Below are 18,144 nucleotides of genomic sequence, written 5' to 3' on the forward strand. Positions count from 1 at the left end.
CACAAGCATTGCGCGCTCATTCCCACCGCTTCGCGGCGGGCAAAAAAGCCCCTTTCCTGATGGAAAAAAACTAGTCTCCATCCGGAAATGATTTCCCGGTACAACCCAGTTTCCGGATGGAAACAAATTAACCGTTGGAGGGACACACTGGATATGACTGAAGAACGGATCCGCGCCATTGAAGAGGGCAAGGCTTTTCCCTATCCCGTACCTGTAAACGAAGGGACCGTGATGGGTCTGTGGGATATCGGACTGGTGATGCTGACCCAGAAATTCAGGCTGAAGGATGATGAGTTGGCCGCTTATAAAGAAGGTTTCGGGAGATACAGCTACCTCGAAAGGCTGGATCCGATCCCCTTGGCGTTGTGGGTTTTCGAATTCCCGGAACCCCTGGGAAAGATCGATGCGCTTTTCAACGCGAGGCTCGCCCGGCCCGAGTGGCTCGATTCCTATCTGGACACCTCTGCCGGAGGGATCATGAATGCCCTCTACATGTTCCTGGTGGAGGGGAAGATCTACCGGGCGGGCAAATTGCTGGGGCTCGACCCGGAGGCCGTCGAGATGTTTCACGCTACGATTGCCAAACAGATGGCGGCGGAATACACGCTGGAGACCTTCAAACAGGCCGCCGCGGGCCTTTTCAGGCAAAGCGCGCCGGAGCTTTTCGAAGAGGGCCGGGTCTTTCAGTTCAGGGAAGACTGACCCCGGGTGTGCCGATCGGAGGATGGACCGTCTCGCGGATCGCCCGGACGCGGTCGAGAACCGGCGGGTGGCTGTAGTCGAGGAACACCTTGAGGGGGTGGGGGGTCAGGTTTGAAAGGTTTTCCACCGTCAATTTCTTCAGGGCCTCGATGAGGGCGAAAGGTCTGGTGGAGGTCTTCACGGCGAAGGCGTCCGCGGCGAACTCGAATCGGCGGGAAAGGATGTTCCCGACGATCCCGAGCAGCATGCTGAGGGGGGTGTAAAGAAGGCCGAAGAAGAAGAACGCCGCATAGGTGGAGGTCTGCTCCATGCGGAACGCCTCGAAAAGCCGCTGATTCCCGATGAACAGGAGGAGGAGGGCCAGCATCAGACCCGTGGTGAAGATGGACAACAGCAGGGTTTTCAGGGTGTGGTGGTGTTGGTGATGCCCGATTTCATGCGCCAGAATGGCTACGATCTCCTCCTCGTTGAGCTGTGAAATCAGCGTGTCGAAGAGGACGACGCGTTTATAACGCCCGAAGCCGATAAAAAACGCATTCGATTTGGTGGAGCGCCGTGAGGCGTCCATGGTGAACACGCCTTTGAGTTTGAACTGTTGAGATTTGGCGTAATCGAAGATGGCGTTGCGCAAAGGGCCTTCAGGAAGGGGCTCGAAGCGGTTGAAGACGGGCAGGATGAGGACCGGTGCGACAAAGAGCAGGAGCAACTGAAAAGCGGTGACGACCCCCCAGCACCAGATCCAGGCCCAGGGCCCTGCATGGTCGAAGAACCAAAGGACCGCAGCGAAGAGCGGACCGCCGATGAGAACGGCCAGGGCCCAGCCTTTCAAGATGTCCTGAAAAAAGATTCGCGCGGTCGTCCGGTTGAAGCCGAACGTTTCCTCGATGACGAAGGTCTGGTAGGCGGAGAGCGGAATGTCCACCAGTTCGCGCGCCAGAAGCAGCAATCCCGCAAAAATCAACCCGGTCCAGATCGGACCGACCCCGAACGACCGTGCGAGCGCATCCACCTGATTGAATCCGCCGAAGAGGATGAACCCGATGATCAACGCCGTCAAAACGGGCTCCGAAACCATCCCGAGCCGGGCGTTGGCCCTCAGGTAGGCCTGCGACCGCCGGTATCCGTCCTCATCGTAGTAACCGGCGAATTCCCCAGGAAGACGCGCCTCGAGGCTTTTGAGGTTGAGCCGCTCGACCAGCAGGTCGAGACAGCAGGACCCGATCAGGACGACGAGTACAAAGACGAGATAGGGGTTCATGACAGCGGCCGGGCCTCAGCCGCATTTCGTGAATCCACAGAAGTGGCAGGTCATGCAGCCTTCCTCGAAACTGATCACCTGACCGCACTCCGGGCAGGTCTCGCCCATGAGGCTGTTTGCATATCCCCCGTTCTTCCTGGCGTTTTTGCCTTGGAGGTATCGTTTTTCCAGCACGCGGCTGATCGCATCGGGGATGGAAAGCACCAGCCCGTCTTTTTGGAAGACCGGGTGCTCCCCGCCGATCCCTTTCAGTTGCTCGACGATTTTGTCGACCTTGACCCCTGAGCGGAGGGCCAGGGATACGAGACGCCCGATGGCTTCGGTCTTGGCCGTGGTCGACCGCCCCGATTTTCCGATGGTTGCGAAGACCTCGAAAGGCTGTCCTTCGTAATCCGTCACCGTGACATACAGGGTCCCGAGGCCGGTCACCATCTTGGTGGTGAAACCCTCGAGGGTTTCCGGCCGCTCCTTGACGGCCGTCATGAAGCCTTCGGTGCGCTTTTCCTCGTGCGCCACCGAAAGGACCTGGTGCTCCTTGCTGCCGTCGCGATAGATCGTGACCCCTTTGCAGCCCAGTTCGTAGGCCAGATCGTACACATTCCGGACATCTTCCACGGTGGCGTCCCGCGGCAGATTGACGGTCTTGGACACAGCATTGTCGGTGTGCTTCTGAAAGGCGGCCTGCATGCGGACATGCCACTCGGGCGTGATGTCATGAGCGGTGACAAAGACCCGCCGCACGTCTTCGGGGATCTCCTTAATTCCCTGGATGGACCCCTTCCGGGCGATCGTGTCCATCAGTTCCCGGCTGTAGAAGCCGTGCTGCCGGGCGGCGCCTTCGAAGCAGGGATTGACCTCCAGCAGTTCGTCGTTGTCCATGACCCGCCGAATGAAACTCAGGGCGAAAAGGGGCTCGATGCCGCTCGAACACCCTGCGATGATGCTGAGCGTCCCGGTGGGCGCAATGGTCGTGGTGGTGGCGTTGCGATAGGTCGCCCCCTTCTTGCCGTGGTAGATGCTCTTGTCGAAATTTTCGAACACGCCGCGCTCTACGGCGAGCGCGTGGGAGGCCTCGCGGGACTTTTTCTGAAAGAAGTCCATGAGCCGCTCGGCTGTCTCGATGGCTTCTTCGCTGTTATAGGGGATGCCGAGCATGAAAAGCATGTCGGCAAAGCCCATCACACCCAGGCCGATCTTGCGGTTGCCTTTGACCATGCGGTCGATTTCGGGCAGCGGGTACTTGGACATGTCGATGGTGTTGTCGAGAAAGCGCACGCTGTCGCGGATCAGGACGCTCAGACCCTCGTAGTCGATCGCCGGCTTTCCGCCCTTTTCGATGACGAATTTTGCGAGGTTGATGGAGCCGAGATTGCAGGCCTCCATCGGCAGAAGCGGCTGCTCTCCGCAGGGGTTTGTGCTCTCTATTTCGCCCAGCGAAGGCGTCGGGTTGTCCCGGTTGATCCGGTCGAGGAAGATGATGCCGGGGTCCCCGTTTTCCCATGCCTGTTTGACGAGGGCATGATAGACCTCCTGAGCGTCGAGGCTTCCTACCGGCCTTTGCTCCCTCGGGTCGATGAGATCGTAACGCTCGCCTTCGCGAAGGGCCTCCATGAAGACATCCGTGACGGCGACGGATATGTTGAAGTTGTTCAAGTCCTTGTTTTCTTTCTTGCTGGTGATGAATTCCAGGATGTCGGGGTGGTCGACGCGCAGGATGGCCATATTGGCTCCGCGCCTGGTGCCCCCCTGCTTGACCTGTTCCGTGGCGGTGTTGAAGATCTTCATAAAAGAGACAGGTCCGGAGGCGACACCGCCCGTGGTCCCTACCCGGCTGTTCTTGGGCCGCAGCCGCGAAAACGAAAAGCCCGTGCCGCCGCCGGATTTGTGGATCATGGCGGCGTTCTTGAGGGCGTCGAAGATGCCCTCCATGCTGTCTTCGATCGGCAGCACGAAGCAGGCAGCAAGCTGCCCGAGTCTTCTCCCGGCATTCATGAGTGTGGGGGAGTTGGGAAGAAATTTGAACTCCGTCATCATGTCGTAAAAGATTTCCTCCATCTCGGCCACCTTGGCGCCGTCGCCGTATCGTTCTTCGGCAAGCGCGATGTGGTGGGCCACCCTCCGGAACATCTCCTCGGGGGTTTCGAGGAGTTTGCCCTCTTCGTCCTTTCTCAGGTAGCGCCTTTCGAGCACGGTGCGGGCGTTTTGGGAGAGGCTGATGGAATCCTTTACGAAAAGGGATTTGTCGATGTGGACGGGGGAGGGTTTGGCGAGGCCGAATTCGATCAATTTGGCTTCGATCATCTTCTCGACCATGGGGATGGTGATGGTCTGGATCTCCATCTTGATCAGTTCCTCACGCAAAAAGCGGCTGACGGCCAGGGCGCGGGTCGCGTCGATGGGATTCGCCTTGACGAGCAGATCCGAGAAACGATGATCATCCAGTCTGTAGGCGGCCAAATCCAGGCTGCCGTCCTCTGTTACCAGGAATTTTCCCTTCTCCCCCATTGGTTGTGCCCCCTTCCTGATGGTCTTTGTTGGAATGCTCAGATAAAATACCTGGAAGAAACAAGAGGCTCAGCCAAAGGCCTTCCTCCGCCTCAAATCCTGATAGATGATCTGTTTGTGATGGATAGCCGTCCCGAACCGGAGAGGCATCTTTACCGTCCACTGATCCAGCCGGGGTCTTTACGTTCGGGGTAAGGATCAGATACAATCGACCCGGCTTGAACCCGCTTCCAGCACATCTGTGCCGATGCGTTCAAGCCGGCTGCAATCGTGATGCGGTTCGATGCCGAGGGCTCTATAGTACTAACTATATATTGTGTGTCAATAGAAAACAAACGCAATATATAAGATTTGAAGGACCATTTTTGATCCTATCCGATAACCTCCCGGAGATACTCGAAGAGTGCGGACATCGAGGAGGGGGTGTGTCGGCGAGGGAAAGGAAGGGCATTTTGAGAGCTTTGCAAAGACTAGGTACGTGTGTTCTGGCCATGGTGATCCTGCTGGCGGGTTCTGCCGCTTTGCAGGCCGCCTCGGTGGTCGATGGCGTCAAGCGCGTCCGGCTCGAAAACGGTTTGACCGTGCTTCTGAAGGAAGTTCAGGACGCTGCGGTTTCCTCCGTCCAGGTCTGGGTCGATGCAGGCAGCGCTGACGAGACGGAGGCCGAGGCCGGAATCACTCATTTTATCGAGCACATGATCTTCAAAGGGACGCCCAGCCGGCCCGCCGGGGAGATCGCCCGCACCATCGAGGCTGCAGGCGGCAGCATCAATGCCTATACCAGCCTGGACCGGACGGTCTATTTTGCGGAGATACCGGCTCCCGAAACCGCCACGGCCTTAGACGTCCTGCTGGATGCGGTGCAGTTCTCCCTTTTCGACGAGGAGGAAATCGCCCGGGAAAAGGAGGTGGTTCTCGAAGAGTACCGGCGCATGGAAGACATCCCGGAAAGGCGGCTCGGTCGCGAGATGATGGCTCTCTGTTACGAAAAGCATCCTTACGGGCGCCCGGTGATCGGCACCATGGACTCCATCCGCAGCTTCGACCGTACAGGCATCCTGGGATATATGGATAAATGGTACACGCCCGAAAACATGCTTCTGGTCGTGGTCGGAGCTTTCGATGGGCAAGCGATCCTCGATAGGATCCGGTCGCAGACGAACCGCTTCCCTGAGAGACGGGGAGCAAAGAAAGCCCTGCGGCTTGCAGAGCCGCCTCAAGAGAAAACCAGGACGCTCTTGATGCAGGAAAAGGTCGGACAGGTCTACATGGAGATGGCCTGGCACATCCCTCCCCTTCTGCATCAGGATATCCCCGCGCTGGATCTGCTGGGGGCGATCCTGGGCGACGGGAAGACCTCGAGGCTTCACTCGCAGTTGCGCATCGACGAGCGTCTGGTGAACTCCATTTCCGCCGGGGCCTATTCCTTGAAGGATCCCGGTCTCTTTTTCATCAGTTCCGAGTTGAGTTCGGAGCATCTCGGCAAGGTTCTGGGGATCATCGGGGAGGAGGCCGCGCTGCTCGGGAAGGAACCGGTGGACCCGCCGGAGTTGCAGCGGGCAATCAACCAGGTGGAGGCGGATTTTCTCTTCGCGATGGAAAGTGTTTCCGGACAGGCCCGGACCTTGGGGTTTTTCGAGATGCTGGGAGGCGGGTACCGGAGAGTGGAGACCTATCTGTCCGACCTGCGGGCGGTCGGTCCGGCGGAGGTCCAACGGGTCGCCGCCCGGTATCTCCGTCCGCAAAATCTGTCGATAGGGATCCTGCTGCCCTCGGAGGCGCCCTTTGAGGTCGGCACCGACGAGATCGCGGCCTTCTTCGAGCCCGCTTTGGACCGGGAGGCCGCCGAAAAAGGCGAAGCGGTTTCGAACCCGGTTTCCATGAGGGTTTTTCCGAACGGCATGCGGGTGATCGTCAAGGAGAATCACGATCTGCCCCTATTTTCCGCCACCGGTGTGTTCATGGGCGGGTCGCGGCTCGAACCGCCGGATAAAGCCGGGCTGTCCAAGTTCACCGCCCGTATGTTGACCCGCGGGACCAGGAACCGGACCATGAAGGAGATCGCGTCCACCCTGGACGGATGGGCCGGACAGCTCGAAGGCTTTTCCGGCCGGAACAGTTTCGGCTTGAGCGGCCGGTTTCTCAGCAAAGAGCTTTATCCCGCCATGCTGCTGTTCTCGGAGTGCCTTCTCCAGCCGGTCTTTCCGGGGGAGGAGATCGAAAAGGTGCGGGAGGACATGCTGGCGGCGGTTCGCGCCAAAGAGGACCGTCCGACGGCTCAGCTCTTCGATCTGCTGCAGGCGACCCTCTATCGGCATCACCCCTATGGGAAACCGGAGACGGGGACCGCTGAGAGCGTCGCCGGCATCGGGCGGGAGCACCTCCTGGATTGGTACAAGCGCATGGCGTTCCCGTCCGGATTGGTCATTGCGGTGGTCGGGGACGTGTACGCCGAGGATCTGTTCAGTTTCTTGGAGACGCTCTTCTCGTCCTTCACCGCCGCGCCGGATGGCCTGCCCGAAGTGTCGGGCGAACCGGCGCTTCTGGAACCTCGCCGGGCGCACCTCGAAAGGCCCGGGTCGCAGACGCACCTCGCGGTTGGATACCTGGGGGTTTCGATGAAGGATCCTGCCAACGCGCCCATGGCCCTTGTCGACGGCATTCTTTCCGGGATGGGGGGGAGGCTTTTTCGTGAACTTCGCGATAAGGAGAGCCTTGCTTATTCGGTGACGGCATTCAGGCGGCCGGGTCTCGAGACCGGCCTGTTTGCGGTTTATCTGGCTTGTGATCCGGCCAAGACCGTAACGGCCAAAGAAATGATCTTCAACGAACTGGCTAAGCTGCGGGATGCAGGGGTCTCTGAGGAGGAGCTGGCCGCATCCAAAAGATATCTGCTCGGACAAATAGCGATCGGGCGCGAGACCAACGGCAGCCAGGCGATGCAGATGTCGCTGGACGAGCTTTACGGGCTCGGCTATGATCACCAGGACCGCTTCATCGAGGCCATCGGGGCGGTTGCAACCGTTGACATCCAAAGGGCGGTCCAAGCCGTCTTCAGGCCCGAAGGCTGCGTCGTGGTGAGTGTTGGACCGGGGGCCGGCGAACCCTGAGCGGTGGCAGGCGGGCCGGCGTCTTTTATCGAAGCCCCTGCAGCATGATGCGGGGAGAAGAAAACGGACGATTCATGTGGCCCGGGTGTTTCCGGACGGCAGCCCTCCGGAACCGGTCCTGCGGCAAGAGAAAAGGGAGGTGAAAATGCACCCGATCCTGACAGCAGCGGCCATGGTCATCCTGCTTGCCGGAGGGGCGGCGGCCGAAGCCGGCCCGAGCGGCGACACGCAGGCGTGTCTCGAGTGCCACAAGCATCTGCACCCGGGAATTGTCGCCGAATGGCATAAAAGCAGGCATGGGGGGACGACCCCCGCTTCGGCGGTTGTCAAAACGGTGATCGAGAGGCGGGTTTCCTCCGGAGATATCCCGGAAACCCTGGCCGGTGTTTCGGTCGGTTGCGCGGAGTGCCACACGATGCGATCGGATGCGCATCCGGACGCCTTCGATCACAACGGTTACAAGGTGCATACCGTTGTAACCCCTGGAGACTGCGCCGTCTGCCACGCGAAGGAGGTGGAGCAGTATGGCGGGAATCTGATGGCGCATGCTTATGGAAACCTGGTCGAAAACCCGGTGTACCGGGATTTGATGGACAACATCAACGCTGTCTCCGTGATCGAGGGGGACGGCATGAAGATGAACCCACCTTCCGCAGAGACTCATGCCGATTCCTGCCTTTTCTGCCACGGAACCAAAGTGACCGTGGCGGGCAAACGGACCGTCGCTTCGGATTTCGGGGACGTGGAGGTGCCGGTTCTTTCGGGCTGGCCCAATCAGGGTGTCGGCCGGATCAACCCGGATGGAACGAAGGGCGCGTGCAGTGCATGCCACACCCGCCATCAGTTTTCCATAGCCATGGCCCGGAAACCCCACACCTGCGCGGAGTGCCACAAAGGCCCGGATGTGCCCGCCTATGCAGTTTATCAGGTCAGCAAGCACGGGGGGATCTATGCGGCGAAACAGGGGGATTGGGACTTTGAAGCCGTGCCCTGGACCGTCGGCAAAGACCTGACAGGGCCCACCTGTGCCACCTGTCACGTCAGCCTGCTGACCGGTCCGGAAGGCGAGGTGCTGGCCGAGCGGACGCACCGCATGAACGATCGGCTGCCGCATCGGATCTTCGGCCTCATCTATTCCCACCCGCATCCCATCAGCGCGGACACAACCACCATACGCAATGCCGCCGGGCTGCCGCTGCCGACGGAGCTCACGGGAGAGCCGGCGGCGGCCTTCCTGATATCGAAGCAGGAACAGGGCCTGCGGCTCGCGAAGATGCAGAAGACCTGCCTCGGCTGCCATTCGAGCGGTTGGGTCACCGGTCATTTCAATCGCTTGGAAGAAAGCCTGAAGACGACGGATGCCATGACCCTCGCGGCTACCAACGTTCTCCTGTCGGCTTGGAAAAAGGGGCTGGCCAAAGGGTTGGACAAGGGTGACAGCCCCTTCAACGAGTCGATCGAAAAGATGTGGGTGGAACAATGGCTGTTTTACGCCAACTCGACCCGGTTCGCTTCGGCCATGGCGGGAGCGGACTACGGGGCCTTCGCGAATGGAAGGTGGTATCTATCGAAGAACCTCCGGGATATGTTCGAACGGGTGGAGGCTGTTCCCGAAGCTGCCCCTTGATGCGCTGACGCCGGCGGGGCCGGGGCATGATCGCCGGACCGGGGACGCCGGCGGAGGGTCACGAAGGCTCCAAATAGTCATGGACATCCAAAAAAGATCGTGTTATCAAACGAATTTCCGTTTTGCCGACGCGGAAAAGAAACCGGTTTGAACGGGGTGAAGTCACTTCCGGATGGAAAAGAATCAGATCCATCCGGAAAACGTGTTTTTTTGCCAATGCCGGCGTCGTCGATCGGCACATTTGTTATCGCGGCCGCCAGGTCGTTTCCCTACAGGTTCTCGATGTTCTTGGCCTGGGCGAATGCCTTGTCGGCGGATTGGAAATCTGGTCGTCGTGGATGATCATTTCCGGATGGAAGCGATATTTCAGGTTCCAGGAGGGTTCACCGGATGCTGCTGAGTCTTATGAGGAAGCATGCCAAGTCGTGGCTGATCAAATTCTTGATAACCATTATCGCCTTGGTCTTTGTCTTTTATTTCGGGTACTCCTTTACCTCAAGAGAAGGTGTCAAGGTTGCTTATGTCAACGGTGAATTGATCAGCGGGCTGGAGTACGAAAGGGCCTATGCGGACTTCGTCGAGCGGATGCGTTCACAGTATAAGGATTTCTGGAACGAGGGCATGGTCGAGGCGCTGCAACTCAAAACCCGCGCGCTGGAATTCCTGATTCAACAAAAGCTGTTGGCTCAGGAAGCGGAACGCCTTGGTTTCAGCGTAACGAAAGAGGAGGCACAGAAGACCATCATGTCGTATCCCGCCTTTCAGGTGGATGGCCGCTTTGATTTGAACCGCTACCGACTGCTCCTCAATCACAATCGGATGGCGCCGGAGGATTTCGAGGCGGCGCTTAGGCAGGATCTGCTTCAGGAGAAGCTCAAACAGTTTATTTTTGCCTTCACGGAAGTGAGTGAAAAAGAGCTGCTGGAGCATTTTCGGTTTGATAACGAAAAGGTGAAGATCCAATACGCCCTTTTCAGCCCGAATGAAAACGCTGATGTAGAGTTGAATGAAAAAGCGATTAAGGAGTATTTCGAACAAAATCGGCCTAGGTACAAAATACCGGAAAAAATGAAGGTCAGTTATCTCGAGTTCAATCCCGATGACTTGAAGGAGCAGGTGACTGTCAACGAGGCCGACGTGGTTCAATATTACGAGAACAACGCCAAATTGTATACCAAGCCTGAGGAGGTCCGGGCGCGGCATATCCTTTTCAAGGTTCCTGAGGGTGCATCGGAAGCGCAGGAAAAGGCTGTGGCCGATGTGGCCGCGAAGGTCCATGCGCAAGCGCTGGACGGGGTGGGTTTCGCCGAACTGGCTGCTACGTATTCGGAAAGCGAGACCCGAAGCAAGGGGGGCGAGCTCGGCTTTTTTTCCAAGGAAACGGTTCCCGTGGATTTGGCGGTTGTCAAAGACATGATCTTCGGTTTAAAGGCCGGGGAGATCAGCGAGCCTGTTCGAACGCCTTCCGGATACCAGATCGTCAAAGTAGAGGAGCGCCGGGCGGGGGGTCTCCAGCCCCTGGATGAGGTGAGAGAGAAGATCGAGGAGATCCTGGTCAAGAAAACCGCTTCCGAGATGGCAAAAGACCAGGCCCTCTCATTGATGGACCGATTGCCCTATGAAACTCCTTTGACCGAATTCGCAGTCGAAAACGACTTATCGGCCAAAGAGTCCGATTTTTTTGATTCAAAAACCGGTCTGCCTGAACTTGGCCCAGATCCCAAGCGGGATCTCAGTACGCTTTTCGCTTTGCAAAAGTTCGAAACCAGCGAAATTGTCGAAATAGGGGGCAAATATTATCTGTTCCAGGTGGTGGAACGGCAAGAACCCCGTCTACCCGATTTCGGCGAAGTCGAGGATCAGGTGAAAGCGGACTACCGGGCGGAGGTTCTCCTCGATGAGGCAAAGAAGCGCGCCGAGTCTTTCCTCAAGGCCTTGCGTGGTGGGGAATCATGGGATGTCATGGTGAGCAAAGAAAATGTCGCCGTTGAGACGCCTCCGGCCTTCACACGCAGAGGCAGCGTCATCGGGTTAGGGCACAACCAGGCTTTCAACGATGCCGCATTTCGCTTGACCCATGAGAACCCCTATCCTCAAGAGGTTTTCACCAATGAGCGCGGTGCGTATGTGATGCGCTGGGAGGGAACGGAACCCGTAGACATGGAGTTGTTTGAAAAGGACAAGAGCCATTTACACGATTTGGTCATCGAGATCAAGCATCGCCAGGCCTTTGAAGGTTGGCTGGACGATTTGAGAAAACATGCCAAGATAGAGATTGTTTCCCCGGTGGAAAACCGATAGGTTTCGAGGTACGGGCTGGAGCCTTTGTACGACAGGGTTGAAACGGCCTTTTTCGGAAAATTTCCGGCCTTGAATGGTTTTCCTGGCTGATGTGGGACGGGTCCCCATGTTGGGTATCGGAAAATCCGTCTCTTTACAGAGGATAGCGCCGGCCGTCGGCCGGCAGGTAAAAATGCCCGTCGATTTCGACGATGTGTTGGGCGAGCTGGTAGTAGGCCTGCCTGTTGAAGCGCGCCGGAAAGGCGCCGTCCTTGATTTGGCAGTAGGGGATGTTGCCCTCTTTTATACGCAGTGTTTCCGGTTTGAGGAGTTCTTTGCTTCCGTCATTCAAATCGAGCAGGAATTTCCCCGATTCTGCTTCTTGCTGAGATGACCAGGTAACGGAGCGGACGACATAGGCCGTATCTTCCACATCCAGAAGGCACGGCTTTCCATTCCAGGTGATGATGTAGCGGCCTTTTTCGTCCAGCGTCATATTTTCGCAGAACATTCGGATCATGTCGATCCGGATGATCTCCGCGCCCTTGTGGTACCATTTCCCCTCCCGATCGACGTAAATCAGGCAGGGCGGCGGTGTCGTCAATCCCTCGCGCGGGTTGTCGTCTCTGTTTGGTTTTTCCATGTTGGCGCTGATCCCTCCCATCTTCGAACTTTTCCTTGAACAAGCGGTTGAAAAAGATCTGCCTGCTACGTTACGCTCACCCCGTGTCAGTGGGGCGCACTTATAGGTCGGCCGCACTGCCACGGGATTTCGCATGCATTGCATCCGGCCGTTTTTTTCAACAGCCTGCGCAAAACGGATTTTTCAACACGCTGTCAAGCAGTCTCGGAATACCGAAGCCGGGGACCGTGACCAATGCCTCCGGTCCTCCCTGCACGCAGAAAAATATACCTGCTGCGGCCCGGCTGCCAATCCGGAAAGGATGGTTTGGGTCGATGCCGGCAAACTCGAATGCCTTTTCCGAGGCGGCGTGGAGTTCATCCTGTGGGCGGCCTGAAAGGCTGACCCCGAGGCCGGCCGCAACGGGGCCCGCCCTCCAGGGGTCGGACCGGGCACGCGAAGCGTGTGAAGAGCCAGCCCTGTTCCGGATCAAATCAACTGTATCAGAAAGTGTCCCAGTCGGCAACGGGACATGTCTGGGCTCCACAAACGTCCGCTTGACAATTCTTGCCTGTATTCCCTATGCTCTACATGGGCTTTCGCCTCAGATCCCGCTTCAGGACAAGGTGTTTCGCTCCAGACGAACCGGGTGGTTTTGCCTAGCGCGCCCGGCAGCGAAATGCTCTTCAGGCCTTGTTCGAAGGTGAACGCCGGATGGTCGGGGGTTGGCGGTCGATAAAACCGTTTCAATCCCACGTTGTCGTTCCAAAATGATGTTCCGGTGCAACCCGGTTTCCAGTCGGGAAATGAGGGTGTTTTCTTTACACGCTTTGCGTGCGCGGTCCCACCCGTTCGGGGCGGGTCCCGGTTTCTTTACACGCTTCGCGTGCTCAGTCCCACCGCTTCGCGGCGGGTCCCGGTATGCCGATATCAAAGAAATCAAGCGTTTGCGCGGAGGCTGCCTGGCGGCTGCCACACAAGCAAACGTACACATTGACCCCGAGATTGGCCAAAAAGACTATTTCCAGATGGAAACCACTTATGACAGGAGGATCCTATCATGACATCTGCGCAGGGAAAGGGATCGTCAAATTTTGAAAAAGCGCTGGCGGTCGGTCGTCCCCCCAATGTGGTCAAGCTGTTTCCGCACTCGAGGGCGCTGCTTGTCAGTGGAAAAGTCGTCGACCGGGCCATGCTTGCCAAAGGCAAGGCCATGACGATAGCGGCCAACGGGCGGAATCACTTCGTGATCCGGGGCGCCCTGCGGGCCGCCCAGCGGGCCAACGCCGCCATCATCATCGAAATCGCCAAGTCCGAAGGCGGTACGGGCGCTTACTGCGCCGTCAACTATTGGAACATCGCACGGCAGGTGGATGCGGTGTGCAATGAGCTGGGGATTACGGTGCCGGTGGCTGTTCACGCCGATCATTACGGAATCAAGGGAGAAAAGGACATCGAGACCGCCCGTACCGAAATCCCGTCTCTTTTCGATGCGGGCATGACGTCCATTGCCATCGATGCCTCCCATCTGCCCGACGACGAGAACCTCCTGGCGAGCATCGAACTCAGCCAGTATGTGCCCGGTTGGGCCGGGCACGAGACGGAGGTCGGTGAGATCAAGGGAAAGGCCGGGTTGTCGACGGTCGACGAGGCCCTTTTTCTGATCCGGGGCCTCAATGCACACGGTATTTTCCCCGACTGGATCGCCCTGAACAACGGCACCACCCATGGCATCGAGGAGAGTGATGCGGGGATCCAGGTGCCCCTGACGGCTGACATCCACGCCGCGCTCACAAAATACAAGGTCTCGGGCGCCCAGCACGGGACGTCGGGCAACAGCTCCGAGCGTCTGAGGCGGATCGCCCAGGAGACGAGGACGACAAAGGCCAATGTCGCGACGGCCTTGCAGATGCTTACCTGGGGGGTCAAGGTCAATCCGTACGGCAACGCCCAGTTGGACGAAGCGGGACGCTTCATCAAGGAGCCGGACCGCGGGATGCTCGACTCGCAATGGGCGGAGATGGTGGCCTATGCCGAATCCAAGGGGCTGAAAGCGGGGGACTATAAGAAGCTGAACCTGCCGTTTGAAAACAAGCTCCTGAGCCAGCCGGCCGAGATCCGTGAGCGCATGGCAAGAGGGGTGGAGGATTTCGTTTACGATCTCCTGACCAACGTTTTCAATGCGGAGGACACGGCGCCGCTTGGCATCGAAGCCATTCTGGATGCCGGCTCCTATGACCTGGGCCCCAAAGGGCGGCGGATCGAAGACCCGGCGGAGTGGACCGAGGCGAAGATCCGGGAGGGGGCCAAGCGCCTTTCCGGAGACAAGGGGCCGTCCGGGCATTTTGACGATTGAAAGACAGACTGAACGTAACAGGAGGAGGCGGCTCCGCATGGAGGCAGACCTGAGCCGGGTTCCTGCACCGCACACATGGTTGAAGGATCTGGGCGAAAACGAGCGGATCACCGGGCTGTACCTGGTGAGGGAAAAATCGCTTGGCACCACGCGCAAGGGCGAACCGTTTCTGAGCCTCATCCTGGCGGACAGGACCGGCGAGATCGAGGCCAAGGTCTGGGACCAGGCCGAGCCGTTGTCGGCCCTGTTTCAAAAGGGGGATGTCATCGAGGTGGAGGGGGATGCGTCCTCGTACCGGACGCGCCTCCAGCTCAGGATAAGCCGCCTGAACGTGCCGCAGGAACCTTTCGACCGGTCGCTTTTCGTCGAATCCGCGCCCTATCCGCGGCCCGAAATGATGACGGGTTTAAGGGATGTTCTGAGATCGGTCAGGGACCGGCACCTGTCGAGTCTCATCGACCGGGTCTTTGCCGACAAGCCGTTGATCGATGCATTCAAGGAAGCGCCCGCCGCCAAGAACATGCACCACAACTATCTCGGCGGCCTCCTGGAGCACACCCTTTCTGTCTGCCGTTTGGCGCGCGCGGTGGCGGAGCATTACCCTTATCTGAACAGGGATTTGCTGCTGACCGGTGCATTCCTGCATGACATCGGCAAGGTCCGGGAACTCAGCTACGACCTGCTGATCGATTACACCGACGAGGGGCGGCTGCTCGGGCATGTGGTTCTGGGGATGGCCATCCTGGACAAAAAGATCGGCGAGCTGAAGCACTTCCCGCAGGATCTGGCGCTGCGGCTCAGGCATTTGATTCTGAGCCACCACGGGCAGTTCGAATTCGGCTCTCCCAAACGCCCGAAATTTCTCGAAGGGTTCGCCCTGCACCTTGTCGATGATCTGGATGCCAAGATGAACGGCCTGCACCGCTTTATGGAGCGGGATCGGCAGGAGGGGGCCTGGACCGAGTTCAATCGGATGTTCGAGCGTTACTTCCTCAAGGGCGAGGCCGGCCTGGCCGGCAAGCTCGATGAAACAGGCAAAGAGGAAGAAGCCGATCTGCAGGGAAACTTATTCGCCCATTGAGGGTGCAGCGGATGGGGCCGCCGGTGCATGGATCATGGGGACGAAGCGGACGTCCATCGTCTCTATGATGCTGAGCCGCCCCTGATGTTTGATCCCTTTCACCAGCTTCTGCACGCCGCCGGCCGCGCCCACCGGGATGATGATCCGCCCCCCCTCGGCCAACTGCTCTTGAAGGGCCTCGGGGATCATTTCCGGGGCGCAGCTCACGACCATGGCATCGAAGGGCGCCTCCTCAGGCCAGCCGAGGTAACCGTCTCCGGTTTTGACATGCACCCGGTCATACCCCAGCTCGGCGAGAAGCGAGCGGGCCTGTTCGGCGAGGGGCTCCAGGATTTCGATGGTGTAGACGCTGCCGGCGATCTCTGCGAGGACGGCGGCGGCATAACCGGACCCGGTGCCGATCTCCAGCACCTTGTCGTCCGGTTTCAGTTCGAGCGCAGCCGCCATAAAAGCGACGATGAAAGGTTGAGAAATCGTCTGCCCCAGGCCTATCGGCAGGGGCCGGTCGGCGTATGCTGCGCTGCGCCGGGATTCAGGTACGAAGAGGTGGCGCGGGACCTTCCTCATCGCCTCGATGACGCGGGGTTCGGTGATGCCGCGGCGGATGATCTGTGTTTCGACCATCTCGTTGCGCAGGCGCTCGGTCTCGACCGGGGCTTCCGCCGCCGCCGCCGTCACAGGAAAGACGGCGAGCAAAAGCATGGACCAGAAGAGGCGGGCTGGGCGGGTTCTTTGCATGATGACCTCCTGTGCCGACGGAACCGTGAAGTGATGTTGGACCACCTGTCCTCTATCATCCATAATTTCCACTGATCCCGAAAGCCCTTTTGGAGGGAAATTCCACCCGTTCCCGAAGCGACGGGTCTTCCCCCGGGTTTTCACTCGATTCCTGCCTTCTCGGAGAACGGTGCCGGAGCCCGTCGATCGCGGTGACCGGATCGAAGGATCTCGTCAAAGGATGTGTTTCAGCACGGGTCACGAGGCTGCCCTGTCACTGCCGGCGCAACGGGGTGGTTGCGGCAGGGCGACCCTGAGATGCTCGTTCGGCTGAACGTGCAGATCGATGCCGCGATCAGGCCGCAGGGTTTTCTGTCTCCAGATTCTGGCGCTACTTTCAGCGGTACGACTGGATGATGGAGCGCCTGTGGGATGCCGCCATGGTCTATCGGGAGGAGACGTCCTTCTTGAAGAGCCTGGCGCTCCAGAACCCGCCGCGCGCCATGGTCATCTGTCCGGACGACATGCCGCCGGCCCGTTTTCTGACGCGGGACCGGCGTAAGATCATCCTCACCGTGGATATGGGATACGCCAAGGTGCAGGCGTTGCTGCGTCCGATCAGACGGTTCCTGAAAGGAAGCAGCGAGTAGAACGTACCCGCCGCTCAGTGGTCCTGAGGCTGTTTCTCATTCCGGGGGCCCCTGGAGGTTGCATTCCGCTGATTTCCCTCAGCCGGTGAAAAGCGGGTTTTTAAACCCGCTGCTAGGGGAAGAGCTCGAGCGGCAGATGGTCCGCAACGAGCATCCCTTCGAGGGTCGGCCGGACCCGGGCGCCGCGCACTTCGATCAGCCCTTCGTCCTCGAGGCGCAGGAGACGGTCCGCCGGTATCCGGCGGGACATGTCCGGATCGAGGCGGAAGCCCTCGCGCATCCGCAGCCCGAGGGCCGCCTTCTCGAGCGCAATCTGTTCCTCCGTCAACGTTTCCCCTCCCTCCGCAGGGCTCCTCCCGCCTTCGATTGCCGTACAGTAGCGTCTGATCGATGGGGGGTTCCACCACCGCTTGTTGCCGAGAGAGGAGTGGGCCGCCGGGCCAAGTCCGAGATACGGCGTGCGGCGCCAGTATTTCCGGTTGTGGCGGGCCTCGAACACCGGCCCCCGGGCGAAATTGGAGACCTCGTAATGGTGGTAGCCGTGTGATTGGAGAAAGGCGGTCGTTTCGAGGAAGAGACGGCGCGCCCCGGATTCAGGAATCCGGGAGATCGTGCCCTTTCGGGTGCGTGCCTCGAACTCGGTGCGGGGCTCTATGGTGAGGGTGTAACAGGAAAGGTGCTCGGGTTCGTATTCGAGGACGCTGCGCAGCGTCCTTTCCCATCTCCGGTCGAGTTCCGGGACCCCCAGGGCGTACATGAGGTCGACGCCGACCACGGGGAACCCGGCCTCGCGCGCATGGTCCAGGGCCGCGCGGGCCTCGGAGGCGTTGTGCGTTCTTCCGAGGAAGCGGAGCACGTCGTCATCGAGCGACTGAACCCCCAGGATGAGGCGGTTGAAGCCGAGGGCGCGCAGACCGCGCGCCTTTTCGGGCGTCAGGTCCTGCGGGTTGGCTTCCAGCGTGATCTCGGCGTCTCCGGTGATGGTGAAACGCCGGCGGAGCTCGGCTGAAAGGGCCCCGATCTCCTCTATCCCGAGGATCGACGGGGTCCCGCCGCCCATGTAGAGACTGTCGAAGGCATCGAATGCTCCGCGGAAGAAGCCGGCCTCCCGGGGCAGGGCCGCCATCCATCGCGCCAGAGGGGAAAGATGCGCCACCGAAAAGAACCCGCAATAGGGGCACTTTTCGCGGCAGAAGGGGACGTGGACGTAAAGCCCGGGTTTTTCCAAGCCGACGC

At 59.2% G+C, this 18,144-nt stretch carries 12 protein-coding genes; 7 read left to right on the top strand and 5 right to left on the bottom strand.

The genetic code is table 11. From position 1 onward, the window contains the following. Positions 1-153 precede the first annotated feature (153 nt). Positions 154-702 carry a hypothetical protein gene (locus tag H567_RS0112605; protein ID WP_028321672.1) on the top strand — a complete coding sequence of 183 codons (549 nt, stop codon included), beginning with the start codon at positions 154-156 and terminating at the stop codon, positions 700-702. On the opposite strand, the gene H567_RS0112610 is transcribed toward H567_RS0112605, so the two are convergent. Both H567_RS0112610 and H567_RS0112615 read right to left on the bottom strand, forming a co-directional pair. Beyond that, positions 689-1,960 carry a M48 family metallopeptidase gene (locus tag H567_RS0112610; RefSeq protein ID WP_028321673.1) on the bottom strand — a complete coding sequence of 424 codons (1,272 nt, stop codon included), beginning with the start codon at positions 1,958-1,960 and terminating at the stop codon, positions 689-691. The genes H567_RS0112605 and H567_RS0112610 overlap by 14 nt on opposite strands. A 15-nt stretch (positions 1,961-1,975) precedes the next feature. Next, a complete protein-coding gene (locus H567_RS0112615; RefSeq protein WP_084517250.1) occupies positions 1,976-4,465 on the bottom strand; it encodes a vitamin B12-dependent ribonucleotide reductase in 2,490 nt (829 codons plus the stop codon). 452 nt (positions 4,466-4,917) lie between these two features. On the opposite strand from H567_RS0112615, the gene H567_RS0112620 reads away from it, so the two are divergent. The 3 genes from H567_RS0112620 (at position 4,918) to H567_RS0112635 (ending at position 11,503) form a co-directional block, all read left to right on the top strand. Beyond that, a complete protein-coding gene (locus H567_RS0112620; RefSeq protein WP_153306170.1) occupies positions 4,918-7,575 on the top strand; it encodes a M16 family metallopeptidase in 2,658 nt (885 codons plus the stop codon). Between the two features lie 145 nt (positions 7,576-7,720). Beyond that, positions 7,721-9,202 (top strand): multiheme c-type cytochrome, encoded by a 1,482-nt coding sequence (locus tag H567_RS0112625; RefSeq protein WP_028321676.1) that lies wholly within the window; start codon positions 7,721-7,723, stop codon positions 9,200-9,202. Positions 9,203-9,592: 390 nt separating this feature from the next. Further along, entirely contained in the window at positions 9,593-11,503 is a 1,911-nt protein-coding gene (locus H567_RS0112635) for a SurA N-terminal domain-containing protein (RefSeq protein ID WP_028321678.1), read from the top strand. Between the two features lie 133 nt (positions 11,504-11,636). Here the strand turns inward: H567_RS0112635 and H567_RS0112640 are convergent, their stop codons facing one another. After that, positions 11,637-12,146, bottom strand: coding sequence for a DUF1285 domain-containing protein (locus tag H567_RS0112640; protein WP_028321679.1), 510 nt, complete (start codon positions 12,144-12,146; stop codon positions 11,637-11,639). A 1,018-nt stretch (positions 12,147-13,164) separates the two neighbouring features. Here H567_RS0112640 and H567_RS0112650 point away from each other — a divergent pair. Both H567_RS0112650 and H567_RS24750 read left to right on the top strand, forming a co-directional pair. Beyond that, a complete protein-coding gene (locus H567_RS0112650; protein WP_028321681.1) occupies positions 13,165-14,460 on the top strand; it encodes a class II fructose-bisphosphate aldolase in 1,296 nt (431 codons plus the stop codon). A 37-nt stretch (positions 14,461-14,497) separates the two neighbouring features. Further along, positions 14,498-15,541, top strand: coding sequence for a 3'-5' exoribonuclease YhaM family protein (locus tag H567_RS24750; RefSeq protein WP_051184800.1), 1,044 nt, complete (start codon positions 14,498-14,500; stop codon positions 15,539-15,541). Here H567_RS24750 and H567_RS24755 read toward each other — a convergent pair. Continuing rightward, positions 15,527-16,279 (bottom strand): protein-L-isoaspartate(D-aspartate) O-methyltransferase, encoded by a 753-nt coding sequence (locus tag H567_RS24755; RefSeq protein WP_084517263.1) that lies wholly within the window; start codon positions 16,277-16,279, stop codon positions 15,527-15,529. The two genes, H567_RS24750 and H567_RS24755, sit on opposite strands and share 15 nt — an antisense overlap. Positions 16,280-16,671: 392 nt before the next feature. Between H567_RS24755 and H567_RS0112670 the strand changes: the two genes are divergently transcribed. Continuing rightward, positions 16,672-16,908, top strand: a complete 237-nt coding sequence (locus tag H567_RS0112670; RefSeq protein WP_035254338.1) for a hypothetical protein — start codon at positions 16,672-16,674, stop codon at positions 16,906-16,908. 112 nt (positions 16,909-17,020) lie between these two features. Here the strand turns inward: H567_RS0112670 and hemW are convergent, their stop codons facing one another. Further along, the gene (gene hemW, locus H567_RS0112675; protein WP_028321683.1) at positions 17,021-18,136 is read right to left on the bottom strand and encodes a radical SAM family heme chaperone HemW; all 1,116 of its coding nucleotides are present in this window, start codon (positions 18,134-18,136) and stop codon (positions 17,021-17,023) included. Positions 18,137-18,144 lie beyond the last annotated feature (8 nt).

This window comes from Desulfatiglans anilini DSM 4660 (assembly GCF_000422285.1).
Taxonomy (GTDB): domain Bacteria; phylum Desulfobacterota; class DSM-4660; order Desulfatiglandales; family Desulfatiglandaceae; genus Desulfatiglans; species Desulfatiglans anilini.

Coding starts and splice junctions, on each gene's coding strand:
- H567_RS0112670 (WP_035254338.1), top strand. CDS start 16,672: ATGATGGAGCGCCTGTGGGATGCCGCCATGGTCTATCGGGAGGAGACG.
- H567_RS0112635 (WP_028321678.1), top strand. CDS start 9,593: ATGCTGCTGAGTCTTATGAGGAAGCATGCCAAGTCGTGGCTGATCAAA.
- H567_RS24750 (WP_051184800.1), top strand. CDS start 14,498: ATGGAGGCAGACCTGAGCCGGGTTCCTGCACCGCACACATGGTTGAAG.
- H567_RS24755 (WP_084517263.1), bottom strand. CDS start 16,279: ATGCAAAGAACCCGCCCAGCCCGCCTCTTCTGGTCCATGCTTTTGCTC.
- H567_RS0112610 (WP_028321673.1), bottom strand. CDS start 1,960: ATGAACCCCTATCTCGTCTTTGTACTCGTCGTCCTGATCGGGTCCTGC.
- H567_RS0112640 (WP_028321679.1), bottom strand. CDS start 12,146: ATGGGAGGGATCAGCGCCAACATGGAAAAACCAAACAGAGACGACAAC.
- H567_RS0112605 (WP_028321672.1), top strand. CDS start 154: ATGACTGAAGAACGGATCCGCGCCATTGAAGAGGGCAAGGCTTTTCCC.
- H567_RS0112625 (WP_028321676.1), top strand. CDS start 7,721: ATGCACCCGATCCTGACAGCAGCGGCCATGGTCATCCTGCTTGCCGGA.
- H567_RS0112650 (WP_028321681.1), top strand. CDS start 13,165: ATGACATCTGCGCAGGGAAAGGGATCGTCAAATTTTGAAAAAGCGCTG.
- H567_RS0112615 (WP_084517250.1), bottom strand. CDS start 4,465: ATGGGGGAGAAGGGAAAATTCCTGGTAACAGAGGACGGCAGCCTGGAT.